This window comes from Alteromonas sp. B31-7 (assembly GCF_015767655.1).
Classification (GTDB): domain Bacteria; phylum Pseudomonadota; class Gammaproteobacteria; order Enterobacterales; family Alteromonadaceae; genus Alteromonas; species Alteromonas australica.
On record NZ_CP065233.1, the window covers coordinates 1,641,197 to 1,655,719 of the forward strand.

The 14,523-nt window shown below is 44.5% G+C and carries 14 protein-coding genes and 1 pseudogene; 12 read left to right on the plus strand and 3 right to left on the minus strand.

Annotation, left to right across the window (positions count from 1 at the left end; all coding sequences use genetic code 11):
* The first annotated feature begins 31 nt into the window (after positions 1-31).
* The 11 genes from IUA53_RS06965 to IUA53_RS07015 all read left to right on the plus strand — a co-directional run bounded on the left by IUA53_RS06965 (position 32) and on the right by IUA53_RS07015 (position 10,532).
* Positions 32-1,951, plus strand: coding sequence for an ATP-dependent DNA helicase (locus tag IUA53_RS06965; protein WP_044447912.1), 1,920 nt, complete (start codon positions 32-34; stop codon positions 1,949-1,951).
* A gap of 7 nt (positions 1,952-1,958) precedes the next feature.
* Positions 1,959-2,660: a tRNA (adenosine(37)-N6)-threonylcarbamoyltransferase complex dimerization subunit type 1 TsaB gene (tsaB, locus tag IUA53_RS06970; protein ID WP_044447910.1), complete on the plus strand. Its 702-nt coding sequence runs from the start codon at positions 1,959-1,961 to the stop codon at positions 2,658-2,660.
* Positions 2,661-2,832: 172 nt separating this feature from the next.
* Positions 2,833-3,138, plus strand: coding sequence for a hypothetical protein (locus tag IUA53_RS06975; RefSeq protein ID WP_044057478.1), 306 nt, complete (start codon positions 2,833-2,835; stop codon positions 3,136-3,138).
* Positions 3,139-3,392: 254 nt separating this feature from the next.
* The gene (locus IUA53_RS06980) at positions 3,393-4,073 is read left to right on the plus strand and encodes a Slp family lipoprotein (protein WP_196898867.1); all 681 of its coding nucleotides are present in this window, start codon (positions 3,393-3,395) and stop codon (positions 4,071-4,073) included.
* Between the two features lie 123 nt (positions 4,074-4,196).
* On the plus strand, positions 4,197-5,030 hold the full coding sequence (locus IUA53_RS06985) for an alpha/beta fold hydrolase (protein ID WP_044057477.1): 834 nt from the start codon (positions 4,197-4,199) through the stop codon (positions 5,028-5,030).
* 129 nt (positions 5,031-5,159) lie between these two features.
* Positions 5,160-6,812, plus strand: a complete 1,653-nt coding sequence (gene fadD, locus IUA53_RS06990; RefSeq protein WP_044447906.1) for a long-chain-fatty-acid--CoA ligase FadD — start codon at positions 5,160-5,162, stop codon at positions 6,810-6,812.
* Between the two features lie 51 nt (positions 6,813-6,863).
* Positions 6,864-8,024 carry a ribonuclease D gene (gene rnd / locus IUA53_RS06995; RefSeq protein WP_044447904.1) on the plus strand — a complete coding sequence of 387 codons (1,161 nt, stop codon included), beginning with the start codon at positions 6,864-6,866 and terminating at the stop codon, positions 8,022-8,024.
* Positions 8,025-8,094: 70 nt separating this feature from the next.
* Positions 8,095-8,388, plus strand: a complete 294-nt coding sequence (locus tag IUA53_RS07000; RefSeq protein ID WP_044057474.1) for a YcgL domain-containing protein — start codon at positions 8,095-8,097, stop codon at positions 8,386-8,388.
* Positions 8,388-9,374, plus strand: coding sequence for a lytic murein transglycosylase (locus IUA53_RS07005; RefSeq protein ID WP_196899449.1), 987 nt, complete (start codon positions 8,388-8,390; stop codon positions 9,372-9,374). Before IUA53_RS07000 ends, IUA53_RS07005 begins: the two co-directional genes overlap by 1 nt.
* A 1-nt stretch (position 9,375) precedes the next feature.
* Positions 9,376-10,038, plus strand: a complete 663-nt coding sequence (locus IUA53_RS07010; protein WP_044057472.1) for a fumarylacetoacetate hydrolase family protein — start codon at positions 9,376-9,378, stop codon at positions 10,036-10,038.
* Complete coding sequence (locus IUA53_RS07015; RefSeq protein WP_196898869.1) at positions 10,038-10,532, plus strand: YcgN family cysteine cluster protein; 495 nt, start codon at positions 10,038-10,040, stop codon at positions 10,530-10,532. The genes IUA53_RS07010 and IUA53_RS07015 overlap by 1 nt, the downstream gene beginning before the upstream one ends.
* A gap of 55 nt (positions 10,533-10,587) precedes the next feature.
* Here IUA53_RS07015 and IUA53_RS07020 read toward each other — a convergent pair whose 3' ends face one another.
* The 3 genes and pseudogenes from IUA53_RS07020 to nhaB form a co-directional block, all read right to left on the minus strand.
* Entirely contained in the window at positions 10,588-11,136 is a 549-nt protein-coding gene (locus tag IUA53_RS07020; protein WP_044447900.1) for a GNAT family N-acetyltransferase, read from the minus strand.
* Entirely contained in the window at positions 11,133-11,648 is a 516-nt protein-coding gene (dsbB, locus tag IUA53_RS07025; RefSeq protein WP_044058954.1) for a disulfide bond formation protein DsbB, read from the minus strand. The genes IUA53_RS07020 and dsbB overlap by 4 nt, the downstream gene beginning before the upstream one ends.
* A gap of 20 nt (positions 11,649-11,668) precedes the next feature.
* A pseudogene (nhaB, locus tag IUA53_RS07030) lies at positions 11,669-13,253 on the minus strand (sodium/proton antiporter NhaB).
* Positions 13,254-13,643: 390 nt separating this feature from the next.
* Between nhaB and fadR the strand changes: the two are divergent.
* Positions 13,644-14,354 (plus strand): fatty acid metabolism transcriptional regulator FadR, encoded by a 711-nt coding sequence (fadR, locus tag IUA53_RS07035; protein WP_044057468.1) that lies wholly within the window; start codon positions 13,644-13,646, stop codon positions 14,352-14,354.
* The last annotated feature ends 169 nt before the right edge of the window (positions 14,355-14,523 follow it).

Sequence of the window (14,523 nt, forward strand, 5' to 3'; positions counted from 1 at the left end):
AACGTAGAAAAGTAATCACAGCGCTTAAACCATGCCCACGATAAATAATGTATTTTCCTCAGACGGACGTCTCGCGAGTGCCATAAAGGGCTTTGTTCCTCGTGAAGCACAAACTGACATGGCGAACGCAGTGAAGAAGGCCATAGATACACAAAGCAGCTTGGTGGTTGAGGCCGGCACGGGGACGGGGAAAACCTTTGCTTATTTGGCGCCTGTTCTAATGTCTGAAGGCAAGGCCATTGTGTCAACGGGCACAAAAAACTTGCAAGAACAGTTGTACCATAGAGATTTACCGCTAGTAAAAAAGGCATTGGGCAGTAAGCGCAAAACCGCGCTTTTAAAAGGCAGAGCAAACTATTTGTGTTTGCATAGAGTGGCGCAGCATAGCGGCAACAGCACCTTGGTGGAAAAAGAGGTGTTAGGTCAACTGTCAGTGGTAAGACGCTGGGCGAGTGAAACGAAATCCGGTGATATGGGCGAGCTTAAGTCATTGCCTGAAGACGCCAAAGTACTACCGCTTGTCACATCCACAGTAGATAACTGTTTGGGTAGAGACTGCCCTGACTACGAAGAATGCTACTTGGTTAAAGCAAGACGCAAAGCCTTGGATGCCGATATTATTGTGGTCAATCACCATCTGTTTTTTGCCGATATGGCGCTGAAAGATACAGGGTTTGGTGAATTAATCCCTGAAGCTGACGCCATTATTTTCGATGAAGCCCACCAAATTCCCGATATTGCCAGTGACTATTTTGGTGAATCTCTGTCTACCCGGCAAATTCAAGACTTAGCGAAAGATATTACGCTCATTTTTCGCACGGTTTTGAAAGATGCAGCGCAATTAGATAAAGCCGCAGACAAGTGTCGAATGATTGCTGCGGATTTACGTTTGCTTTTCCCCGATACACCGCAAAGAGGAAATTGGGCGGAAGCGCTTACGCGTGATGATGTCCGGTTACAGGTGGGGAAGCTGGCAGAAGCGCTTGGAGTATTGCATGAGGTGTGCAAACTTCATATTGGCCGCGACAAAGATCTTGATAACCTTTACGAACGGGTAGTGGCAGCGAGAGAGCAGTTAGATGCCCTGAGTAACGACAAGCAAGAGAATGTGAGTCTGTGGTACGAAACCACAAATCGTCATCTCATTATGCATTTAACACCACTTTCAATCGCGGCCAAGTTTAGACGATTCGTTACTTCGCCCCCCAGAGGTTGGGTGTTTACGTCGGCCACCCTTATGGTTAACGGCGGTTTTGAACATTTTCAGCGCAGAATGGGCTTGGAAGATGCACATACCCTTGGGCTAGATAGCCCGTTCAACTACCCTGAACAGGCCATGTTGTGTGTGCCCAGATATTTACCCGAACCTAATAGCTTCTCTATGCGTGAAACCTTGTTAAATACGGCCAAGCGTTTGATAAAGGCAAGCAAGGGACGATGTTTTCTGCTCTTTACCAGCCACGCCATGTTGCGAGAAATTGCCGGTAAGTTGGAAGATGAGATAGACAATCCATTGCTGGTGCAAGGCACCACCACTAAACAAGCGTTATTGGATGCCTATATTGCAGATGAGAAAGCCGTGTTACTTGGTACGGGCGCATTCTGGGAAGGGGTAGACGTAAGGGGGAACGATCTGGTTTGTGTGATGATAGATAAACTTCCCTTTGCGTCTCCTGATGATCCTTTGCTACAAGCAAGAATGGAAGATGTCAAAAAACGGGGCGCTAATCCGTTTGCCGTTATTCAAATACCCCAAGCGGTGATTGCATTAAAGCAAGGCGCAGGAAGGTTAATTCGCGACCCGTTGGATAAAGGGGTTTTGGTTATTTGTGATAATCGCCTTGTTACCAAACCTTATGCAAAAACTTTCATTGGAAGTTTACCAGACATGAAACGCACAAGAAGCTTAGATGAAGTAGAAGCTTTCTTAGCCAACATTGATGAAGAGTAAGAAGTTCATGAAAATACTAGCAATAGACACAGCCACAGAAGCGTGTTCTGTCGCATTAAACAATGGCACTGAGCAATTTCAAGAGTTTGAGATTTGCCCTCAACAACACAGCCAACGATTGCTGCCTATGGTCGATAGTGTGTTAAAGCAGGCGAAGATGAGCTTAAGCGATTTGGACTTACTGGCCTTTGGCCGGGGGCCAGGCAGCTTTACAGGCGTTCGTATTGCCACAGGTATGATACAAGGATTAGCTTTAGGCACGGGGTTAAAAGTGGCGGGCGTAAGTACCCTAGCAGCAATGGCAGTTGAAGCCGCTAGCATCAGTCAAAATACGCTTATTGCCTGTGCCACAGATGCGCGTATGGGCGAAGTGTACTTTGCAGTTTATCAAGTAAAAGAGGGCAGTTGCCAGCAAGTGATTGAGGAGCAGGTATGCCCACCCGATGTTGCCGCACGTTTATTAACCGACTATGTTAATCAGCATGCCTATACTTTCGTTCCCGCAGGTACAGGCTGGCAAGCCTATGAAGTGCTTGGTGCGCTATTGCCTTCTGATAATGAGATAACAGTGCTTTATCCGAATGCCGCTTTCATGATGGATTTGGCTTCGTCGCTTTATGCTAGCGGCGAGGTGAAGGTGGCAGCGGAGGTGGCGCCTGTTTATTTAAGAGATAAGGTCACTTGGAAAAAGCTTCCAGGCCGCGAGTAAACTTCAGCGAACTGGGTGCCATTGTTTGTCTTTGTGGTTTAACGTTAGAGTAGGTATGTTTTTTGCTGGTTTTTTTCTTTGAAGTAATTATTTAAACCCTATTTACTTTTATCGGAGTCATTTATTGTACTTGCGTGCTAAGTAAAATAAGCGTTATTCATAATGTAAGAAGATGGACGTTAATAACCAGTTTATTATACCTTCACAGCGCAATTCGCAGCAAAATGTACAAGAGCGAGTTGCGCCGGTAAACAAAGATGCCGAACAGGGCAATTCAAGGCAAGGTCAGAAAACTGATCAGGCCATTGTTATTGCGCCTAATAAAGAGGGTACAGATAACGCTAAGGCCTACCAGGACTTCATTCGCGAAGACAATAATAGTTATTCAAAAAACGCGATTGCATCATACACCAGCTTTGAAAAGCAAAGTCAGCGAGAATCAGTAGAAAGTATGTTTGGTGTAGACGTTTACGCCTAAACGGTGAAAGAGGGTGAAGGCCAAACATACATACCCACACTTTACAGTTTCGCGATAACACCTCCCCTTCCACAACGCATCTATGTTGTTGCTTGTATAGTTAAAATATTTCTAACCAAGTAATCCTCTTATGGTTTTTATACCGTATAAGTGCTAGTGTTTTAGTGGTAGATAAATGGATATTTCATCATTAGACTTAAACTTATTGCAGTTTATATTTTGCCGTATTGCAATGCATGCTGGCGGGAGGCTTTATGCAAATTAAACATATACTTATCTGTAGTGTATTACTATTTTCCGGGTGTGCTATTGTGCCAGATAGCCTTGAAGTGCCTGAAGGAACTTCTCTTATTTCCTACACAAAAGCCGTGACGTCAGGGGCGAACGCTCAGGGGCAAACGGCACGATGGGGCGGCCTTATCGTAGGGGTAGAAAATAAGCCAGATAAAACCTTTGTGGAAATTGTTCATTTTCCTCTTAATAATTACGGCAAACCCAATCGGGGCGCTGAAACAACCGGGCGATTCAAAGCACAAATTGATGGTTTCGTCGATCCTATCGTATTCGAAGAAGGTCGCCTTATTACGTTTTTAGGAAAGCTAGTGGCGCCCACCGCTGGCATGGTAGGCGAGCAACCTTATATTTACCCAACGCTGCTAGTGGACGACTACCACATGTGGCGTAAGCAGGAAATTTATGACGTCACCATGTACCATTTTAACTATCGAACAGGGTGGTTCTCGCCATTTTATGGCCGCTATAATCAGTGGGGGCCGGGCTTCGGGCATAGCCGTATACGTGTTATTAAATACGACAATAGCAATTACAAAGGCACGATTAAACCACCTAGTACACCTACCACTAGCCGAGACGTGAATGTGCGTGGTCGTGATGGCAACCCCAAAAAGCCGGGCAGTAAACCGGGTGTAGAATAAACGAAATAGCTGATTAACAAGTAAAAGAAGGGTGGCAGTCAATTGCCGCCTTTTTTGTTTTTCGAGGAACCATAATGCCAACTTGCGGCAACGTGTTGCCGCCATAACATATAGGGAAGTTGTATGATTGAAACCGAATTGAACGCTGGTCACATCGTGTTAACCGCACTCGATAATCAAGGCAGTGGCCCTGTGGTACTAGGTTTACATGGCTTTTTAGACAACGCAGAAAGCTTGCGGTTGTTAGCGCCTTATTTTCATAATTTCCGCTTTTACGCCCTTGATTTAGCGGGGCATGGACGCTCAGAGCACCGGCCTAAGGGCGCTCACTATAATCAAGCTGATTATTTACAAGATTTACATGGGTTAATTGAAACCCAAGGCTGGGAGCAGGTTATACTAGTGGGCCATTCGATGGGGGGAATTTTAGCAAGCTTGTACGCTGGTTTATTCCCGGAGCATGTATCCGCTGTCATCAGTATTGATGCTTGTGGCCCACTTACGCTTGAGGACGATTCGGCTCAGACGCAAATGCGAGAGGCGTTAATTAGCCGCAAGTTAAAGCAGCGCAACAGATTACAATTGGTAGACTTAGACGATGCTGTATCCGCGCGATGTCGTGTTTCTGATATTCCGGAAGAACATGCGCGGGCCATTTTGTCGCGCAATTTAACGCAAGATGCGGGGGGGCATTGTTTCTGGTCCAGCGACCCTCGTGTGCGGACGAAATCTATTTTGCGGCTTACCGAAGGCCAAGCTAAAACACTGATGGCCTCGATAGCGTGCCCCATCTTATTTATCGGAGCATCCAACAGTTTTAAGCATGTCGAGAGTGTTTTTGACGCAAGAAAGAATTGGTTTAAAAATGCGCAATATGTAGGATTTGAAGGTGGACATCATATCCATATGGAAAAAACTGATGAAATTGGTTTATTAATTCAACAATTTGTTGAGTAAATGTAAACTACACCGTTTATTTTTTTTTACAAATCCTATACTATTCGCAAGTTATCAGACCAGTTGCAGTGGTGCGTGAAAAATAGACGCATCTTTTTGGCAATATAATAATAAGTGAAGGAGGTTTTGGTGGAAAAAACCTGGCTCAAACATTACGACCCTCGCGTATCTGCAGAAATCGACGCCGATCGTTATGACTCAGTCGTTGATATTTTCGAACAGTCGGTAAAGAAGTTTAAAGATAAAGAAGCCTTTATTAACATGGGTCAAGCGATGACCTTTGGTGAGCTTGATACTTTATCAGCACAATTTGCGGCGTATTTACAAGCAAGCGGGTTACAGCGTGGCGATGCCGTTGCCATTATGATGCCTAATTTACTGCAGTACCCTGTAGCCATGTTTGGTATTTTACGCGCAGGTATGGTGGTGGTGAATGTGAATCCACTTTATACCGCAAGAGAACTTAAGCATCAGTTAAACGACGCCAATGCGAAAGCTATTGTTATTGTTGAAAACTTTGCGTGCACTTTAGAAAAAGTGATTAAAGAAACGAACCTGCAAGAAGTGTTTCTTACGTCACTTGGCGACATGCTCCCTGCGCCTAAGCGTTGGGTAGTGAATACCGTGGTTAAATACGTGAAAAAGTTGGTGCCTTCTTATCATTTAGAAGAAACCACGTCTTTTATGTCAGCCGTAAAAAAAGGGCAATCACTTACTTATACCCGCCCTGATATTAAAAACGGTGACTTGGCGTTTCTTCAGTACACAGGTGGAACCACAGGTGTGTCTAAAGGTGCAATGCTAACCCATAGAAATATGGTGGCGAACCTAGAACAGGTTTCTGGCATTTTAGAAACGGTGATTGAAGAAGGGAAAGACTTCGTTGTTACGGCCTTGCCGCTTTATCATATCTTTGCCTTGCTTGCGAACTGCTTAATGTTTGTGAAGTATGGGTGTAAAAACCTGCTTATTACCAACCCTCGTGATATGCCAGCTTTCGTCAGCGAATTAGGAAAATACCCATTCACCATTTTGCCGGGTGTAAATACCTTGTTTAATGGCCTATTAAACACGCCTGGGTTCAATGAGCTGGATTTCAGTAATTTTAAATTCGGCTTAGGTGGTGGTATGGCGGTTCAACGCCCTGTGGCTGAAAAGTGGGAAAAAATTACCGGAACCGTATTGTTGGAAGGCTATGGCTTAACAGAATGTTCACCTGTTGTTGCGGTCAATCCACCACAAATTGAAGCCTATAAAGGCGCCATCGGTATGCCAGTACCTTCTACCGACATTAAATTGCTTGACGATGACGGCAATGAGGTGGCGAAAGGCGAAGCGGGCGAACTTTGGGTAAAAGGCCCACAAGTGATGAAGGGCTATTTAAATCGCCCAGAAGCCACAGAAGAAATTCTCAAAGACGGTTGGCTTGCTACCGGTGATATTGCAACGGTAGATGATGAAGGTTATTTCTATATTGTTGACCGTAAAAAGGATATGATCCTTGTTTCTGGATTCAATGTGTTTCCTAACGAAATTGAAGAAGTGGCAGCAATGCACGACAATGTGGTGGAAGCAGCTGCCGTGGGCGTCCCCCATGAAGTGAGCGGCGAAGTTGTGAAGTTGTTTGTTGTTCGCAACGACGACTCGCTAACGCCTGAGGCTGTTATTGCACATTGCCGTAGTCATTTAACCGGCTATAAAGTGCCTAAACAGGTCGTCTTCAAAGAAGATTTACCAAAAACCAATGTAGGGAAAATTCTACGTCGGGAACTTCGTGATTAGTGTTTATTTACGCTGATATATTATGAAGCCGACGTAAGTCGGCTTTTTATTATGCAATATCAACTAATTACTACCTTTGAGCAACTAGAAAACGTTTGTGCAATAGCGCAAACTCAACCTGCTATTGCCCTTGATACCGAGTTTGTTCGTACGCGCACCTTGTCACCGCACTTAGGCCTCATTCAGTTGTTTGATGGCGAACAACTGGTGCTTATCGATCCCATCGAAATTGAAGATCTTTCTCCTTTTGTGGCACTAATGGAAAACGAAAATGTGGTGAAAGTACTGCATTCTTGTTCTGAAGATTTAGAAACCTTCTTATCAGCGTTTGATACCATACCAACCCCTGTTTTTGATACACAGTTCGCTGCTAGTGTACTTGGCTTAGGTGCCACGCTTGGCTATGCCAAACTGGTTGAATTGCTGTGTGAAGTTAGTTTAGACAAAGGTGAGTCGCGCACAGACTGGTTAGCAAGGCCTCTGCGAGAAGCGCAATTGAGTTACGCTGCTAACGATGTTCTTTACCTTTTGCCTTGCTATCAACAACTCGTTGAAAAAATAAATCAGGCAGGTAAGTTACATTGGGTATATCAGGAAGTTGAATTACTGGGGCAGAAAAAGCGTAGCCAAATGCCAGAAGATTTTGCTTATCTCCAAATTAAGAATAACTGGCGTTTAAACAGCGAACAGCTCACTGTCTTGCAATCTCTCGCGGCGTGGCGACTTGCTCGCGCACGAGAAAAAGACATGGCGTTAAATTTTGTGTTTAAAGAACTGCACCTTTTTGAAGCCGCGCAGTTAATGCCAACCAGTAAAGCGGGCCTATCACGCATGCATGGCTTAAGCCCTCAAAGTGTAAGGCGGTATGGTGAAACAATTATCGCCTTGGTTGAGGAAGCCAGAGAGCGTTACAAGGCAACGCCTGATTCTTTAAAGCTTCCTGTGGTTAAGCGCCTAATAGATGTACCTCATTACAAGAAAATGTTAGCGTCGTTAAAAGACATAAGTGAGCGTATCGCTAAGGATAATGAGGTTACCACCGAAGTCATTGCGTCTAAAAAACAGCTAAATCAATTGCTAAAATGGTACTGGTTTTCCACCGATGACACCCGTGTATTGGGCCTTAAACCTGAAGTATTAAGTGGTTGGCGACAACCTTTGTTCCAGCCTCACGTTGAAGCGCTGCTTGGTCAACCTCCCGTTAACCCATAATGTTTTGCGTTGGTTTTCGTTGCCTTTCAAAAAAACAACGCACGATTTGCCTATTGAAAAGAGATAAACAATGCTGTGTGCAATTTATAAAACCCGTAAGAAACAGGGAATGTATTTATACGTTCCCAAAAAAGGCCACTTTGATGATGTACCCGAAGAGCTCATGAATATGTTCGGTTCTGGGGAATTAGTGACCATATTGGCGTTAGATAAACACGACAAACTCGCCAATGTAGATAAGCAAAAGTTAGTTACCGCATTAACTGACGAAGGCTACTATTTGCAAATGCCTCCAAAAGAAGAAGACTTGTTGGTGGCACACCGAAAGTCGCTGGGACTCTCTGAGATTTCGGATAAGAAATGATGAGGGGAGTTGGTATAAAGTTAGCTAGCCTTTTATGGTTAGCCCTTGTTAGCGCGAGTATACAGGCTGAGGAAAAAACGCAAGCTGGGTTTGAATCCTATGTACAGAAACTAAAAAGTGAAGCGCTTAGCCATGGTTTTACGCAGCCGTGGATTAATACTACTTTCGCTAACATCAAATTTCGACCCACGGTGATCAAGTCAGACAAAAACCAGCCAGAAAAAAAGATTACCCTTGATGATTATTTAGCGACCCGTGTGCCTGATTGGAAGGTGAAGCAGGCGGTAGAAGCCTATCAAACCCATAAGGTGTTACTCGAAAAAATTGGTAAACAATATGGAGTGCAACCTAGATTCATTGTTGCGCTTTGGGGTAACGAGTCAAATTTTGGTAAAATTCAGGGCAATTTTGATGTGCTTTCTGCATTAGCTTCCTTGGCTTATGAAGGGCGTAGAGAGAAGTTATTCAAAGATAACCTATTTGCAGCGCTTAAGATTTTGCAGGAGGGCCACGTCAGCCGTGATGCTCTAAAAGGCTCGTGGGCAGGGGCTATGGGGCAAAGCCAATTTATGCCCATGTCTTTCCTAAACTATGCCGTAGACTATGATGGCGATGGGAAAAAAGATATTTGGCACACGCCCGCCGATGTGTTCGCTTCTATTGCCAATTACTTGGCTAAAGAAGGCTGGGATGACGCGGGGACATGGGGGCGGCAAGTGAAACTCACGAAACCCATTAGCCAGTTTGGCTTAAGTAAATCCAAAATGCACACATTGCACGCATGGCAAGACATGGGGGTGAGGCGTTTCGATGGTCGAGCACTTCCCACCGTGGAAATTAATGCGTCTCTTATAATGCCCGACGGTGAAGAAGGGCGCATTTATTTGGTCTACAATAATTTTCATACCCTCATGAAATGGAATCGCTCAAGTTATTTCGGCGTGGCCGTGGGGTATTTATCAGAACGTATAAAAAGGGGCTATTAGGGTGTACCAACATTCAGATTATTTAGGCAATGTATTACCTATGCCTGTAGGGAAAGTGGTGTGCATTGGTAGAAACTATCTCGATCATATTGATGAAATGAATTCAGCAGTCCCTACCTCCCCATTGCTGTTTTTGAAACCGAAAGCGGCCCTATGTAGCATGCATGCACCTTTAGTTGTTCCTACCGATCAAGGTGAATGCCACAACGAACTTGAAATTGCTATTTTGCTTGATAAACCACTCACTAAGGCCAGCGAAAGTGATGCTAGAGCTGCCATTTGGGGCGTGGGATTAGGGCTAGATCTCACATTGAGAGAGGTACAAAAAACACTAAAAAACCAAGGGCAACCTTGGGAGCGAGCGAAGTCTTTCGACAATAGCTGCCCAGTGTCAGGTTTTGTGCCTGCCAGCGAATTTCCAGCGCTACAAGATATTCACTTTTCCCTACATATAAACGGTGAGTTAAGGCAACGTGGCCATAGTGCCCTGATGCTCCATAAAATTATTCCGCTTATTGCACATATGTCAGCGTTTTTTAGTTTAGATGCCGGTGATGTCATATTAACAGGCACGCCTAAAGGCGTTGGCCCTCTTGTGCCCGGCGATAAAGTCAGGGCGTCACTAGAGAAGATCATTGAAATTAACACGCAGGTGGTAGGCTAATGACGGCACCATATTGGGAAACTAAATCATTAGAAGAGATGACGCAGTCTGAGTGGGAATCTCTTTGTGACGGCTGTGCAAAGTGTTGTCTGCATAAGTTTATTGATGATGATGCTAAAGATGAAGCCGAAACCACTGATTACATCAATGCAAACGAGCAAATTCATTACACCAATATTGTATGTTCGTTACTTAATACGAAGTCGTGTGAGTGTACCCAATACACCAAACGAACTCATTTAGTGCCAGAGTGCGTGCAGTTAACCAAAGCAAATTTAAAAGATATCTTTTTTATGCCAACCAGTTGTAGCTATCGGCGCTTGTATGAAGGGCGAGGGTTACCGTCTTGGCACCCTTTGTTAAACAAGGGGAAGAAACACGCCATGCATAAGCAAGGCATGTCAGTGAGAAACAAAACCGTATTCGAAACCGACGTGGATTTAGGCGCGTTTGAAAACTATATTGCCTTGTGGCCGCTAGAGGACCTGGATTAATTTGCCACCTCTGCGTAAATACACGCACACTATTGCAGAGCCTTGCTTTTAGCCTTTAAACAGTAATGCTGTAGAGCAGGGCGTCGCGACCGAATATCCGTTTTCTGCATACCCCTTCTTTTGATGCACCAATGCGCTCTGCCACACGCAAACTGGCCTTATTATTTGGTTCAATAAGGCATTCCAGACGGTACAGATTCATTTGGGTGAACGCTAATTTCTTTAGCGATTCGCAAATAGCAGTGGCCAAGCCTTTTCCGCAGGCTTGTGGGGTTAGCCAATACCCCAAATTAGCCGTGAGATGGGTATGGTGAATGTAATTAATAATACCCATGCCAAGGCATTTTTCGTCGTGCATAAGCAAATAGGTGAGCCCATAGCCAGCTTCTCTCGCCGCTTCCATGTCGTTTACACATTGTTTAGCCAGTGCCGGCGTTACGGGACACAAAGTACTGCCAAGCCAGGGTTTAACATGGTGGATGGCTTGCTGAGATGCTTCGCACAATGGGTGAATATGCTTCGCATGAATGCGTTCAATGGTTACCGGGCCTTGTTCCGTGTGAATAGGGGGTAACCTTGAAGGAAGAATCGATAAGTCTATCAAAAGGGTTTCTTATCCAGTAATCGACAACTAAATACAATGGCAAACACGATGAAATAGGCGGCAAAGAGAATTTGCATCCATTCTGCCATCCCCATGGACATAAACTGCCAACTGTCTTCTAAACAATCGCCCTTAGCTGCAAAGATAGCAGGTATCCATTCATGCAAAGGTAGCCACGATGGGAAGTTGGGTACAATTTCGCAGCTCGCAAAGAAGGGGTTGGATGCATTAAGAATCGTGAGATGTTCTTTTGCAATTAAAAATCCCCATGCCGATGAGACAGCCCAACCGGCAAACCCTAACATCCGTGTAAAGCCATTATTTTTAATTAATACCACTAGGGCAGAAATAACGATGCCGTACATGGCTGTGCGTTGATAGATGCACATTATGCAAGGTTGAAGACCCATTCCATATTGAAAATACAGCGCAGCTATCTGCAACCCCAGTGAGGTGGCGAAAAGCACAAACCACGACGATTTGTGCTCAGCCCATTGACTTAATTTACTCATCATTCCCTATTTATGCCTTTTTAGTGCGCAACAGCGCCACCCACAGCATCAGTTACTGTGTGGTGTTCAATCAGATGCATATCGTATAACCATTGGGTCATGTCAGCCAGTCCAACGTAGGTGGCAACCAAGCCCCACAATGGTAAGCACAATGGTGTAAGGAAGTGCCATCATTACCATGCGGCCATAAGACAGCCTTAGTAAAGGCGCGATGGCAGAGGTCAGCATGAACAGGAAGGCTGCTTGTCCATTAGGCGTTGCAACGCTTGGCAGGTTAGTGCCTGTGTTAATGGCTACAGCAAGCATATCGTACTGGTCACGGGTGATTTGGCCATCTTGTAATGCAGCAGTCACTTCCGTGATATACACAGAGCCCACAAATACGTTATCACTTACCATAGAAAGCACGCCGTTGGCTAAGTAGAACATGACCATTTGGGTTTCACCTTCGTAACTTAGTACCCACTGGATTACCGGTTGGAATAAGCCTTGGTCAATAATAACCGCTACCACGCCAAAAAAGACACAAAGTAAGGCGGTAAAAGGAAGTGCTTCTTCAAATGCTTTACCAAGGGCATGTTCTTCGATGACGCCACTCATAGAGGTAGCCAACACAATAACAGAAAGGCCAATTAATCCTACTGAGGCCATGTGGGTAGCCAGGCCTACGATTAGCCATACGCCAATTAATGCTTGCACAATAAGCTTTGCAGTTTCACGTTTACTGCGGCCTTTATCCATATGTTCGTTGTACTCGCTCAATATCCCTCTCACCGAATTGGGGAGTTGTGCGCCGTAAGTGAACCACCCGGTTTTCTCTAGCACCACAGTCGTGAGCAAACCAAATACAAATACGGGTAAAGTGACCGGTGCCATACGGATGAAGAATTCAACAAAATCCCAGCCCGCTTTGTCGGCAATAATAAGGTTTTGTGGTTCTCCTACCATCGTCATTACACCACCTAACGCAGTACCCACCGCTGAATGCATCATAAGGTTGCGAAGGAAAGCGCGAAAATCTTCTAGGTCGTTTCTGCCTAAGTCGTGAACACCATCGTCACTGGTATGGTCGTGGTCTGAGTGAAATTCTTTTCCTGACGCCACTTTGTGATAAATAGAATAAAAGCCAAGACCAACACTTATTATCACCGCAACAACCGTGAGTGCATCAAGGAACGCAGAAAGAAACGCTGAGGCAAAAATAAATGACAACGAAAGAATGAGCTTATTTTTGACTTTAATCACCAGCTTGGTAAACAAGAACATGAGCAAGTCTTTCATAAAGTAAATGCCCGCAACCATAAACACCAGCAGCAAGAGCACTTCAAGGTTGACTTCTATCTCGTGCATCATGTGGCTAGGCGATGTCATGCCGATAAACATAGCTTCAATGAGTAATAATCCACCGGGCTGTAATGGGTAACATTTTAACGCCATAGCAAGGGTGAAGATGAACTCGATAACGAGTGTCCAACCTGCTATATAAGGGTCAATACTAAATAGCACCGGATTGATAATCAGAAAGGCGATAATGGTTTTTTTATACCAATCTGGGGCGTGCCCCAGAAAGTTCTTATAGATCGCCGAGATCATTGAGGTTTGCATGGGTTCCTGTTCCTTTTACAACAAAGTCGCTAATAGGGCATTTTTGCCACTGTACGAAAAGAGTTATCGGTTATTGCAAACATAAACAGCCATAAAATCGAAGCCAAGTTATCGATATTGGGACAGTTTTGCTGCTGTCATTATAGTCCGAATTCAAGCGTACACGATATTACAACCTTGAGAAAGCAAATCACAGACCCCACCTTACGAAAGTTGCTCAGGTATTCTCACGGTTTGACCGATTATTAACCAGGTTTGCGGGCAGTGGAATGGTGCACAGCAGAAAACCTAACAGTACACTTTACTAGACGTGGTATATTTCATTGTGATAATAAAACGGCATCTGGTACAATCAGTTGTAAAATAACAATAACGTGCAGGCGATTAGTTATGATTTATAAGGCTCAAAGTCCAGCAGGATTTGCCGAAGAATATATTGTTGAATCGATTTGGAGTGGACGGTTTCCTCCAGGCACTATTTTGCCTGCAGAACGAGAACTTTCTGAGCTAATTGGTGTAACGAGAACCACATTACGTGAAGTGCTACAGCGCCTTGCCCGTGATGGCTGGTTAACGATTCAGCATGGTAAGCCAACCAAAGTTAACAATTTTTGGGAGTCGTGCGGATTAAACATCCTTGAAACACTCGCGCGACTTGACCAAGAAGGCATACCTGAACTGGTAGATAACCTTCTTGCTGCAAGAACAAATTTAAGTGCGGTATTCATCCGCGGGGCCATTAGACATAACCCTGAAGAATCTGCCACCATTATTGCCCGCTACAAAGAAGTGGAAGAAGATGGCATGGCCTTCGCACAGTTTGATTATCAAATGACCCACGACCTTGCGCTAGCATCAAACAATAACGTGTTTGTTTTGATGATGAATGGGTTTAGAGGCCTATACTCAAGAATCGGTGGTTTCTACTTTTCTCATCCACAAGCTCGCAATGTGGCTAAGGCCTATTATGCCAATTTGCTTGAAGCCGCTGAAAAAGGCGAGTACGACAGCGTGCCAGTGATTGTGAGAAACTACGGAATAGAAAGTGGCAAAGTTTGGCAAGAAGTTAGAGACAGCATGCCAAACGACTTAGTCGATTAATTTTTTCCCCACGGTGCTCATATTGTCTAAGCCCTCATCATACGATGGGGGCTTTTTCGTTCCTGCCATTTTATGATGGATTTATCCATGCTGAGTGGAAAGTTGGTATCTTGCTATCATCGCTATATACTCGAAATTCAATTTAAGCTGTTAAATTTCGCAGAAGAAT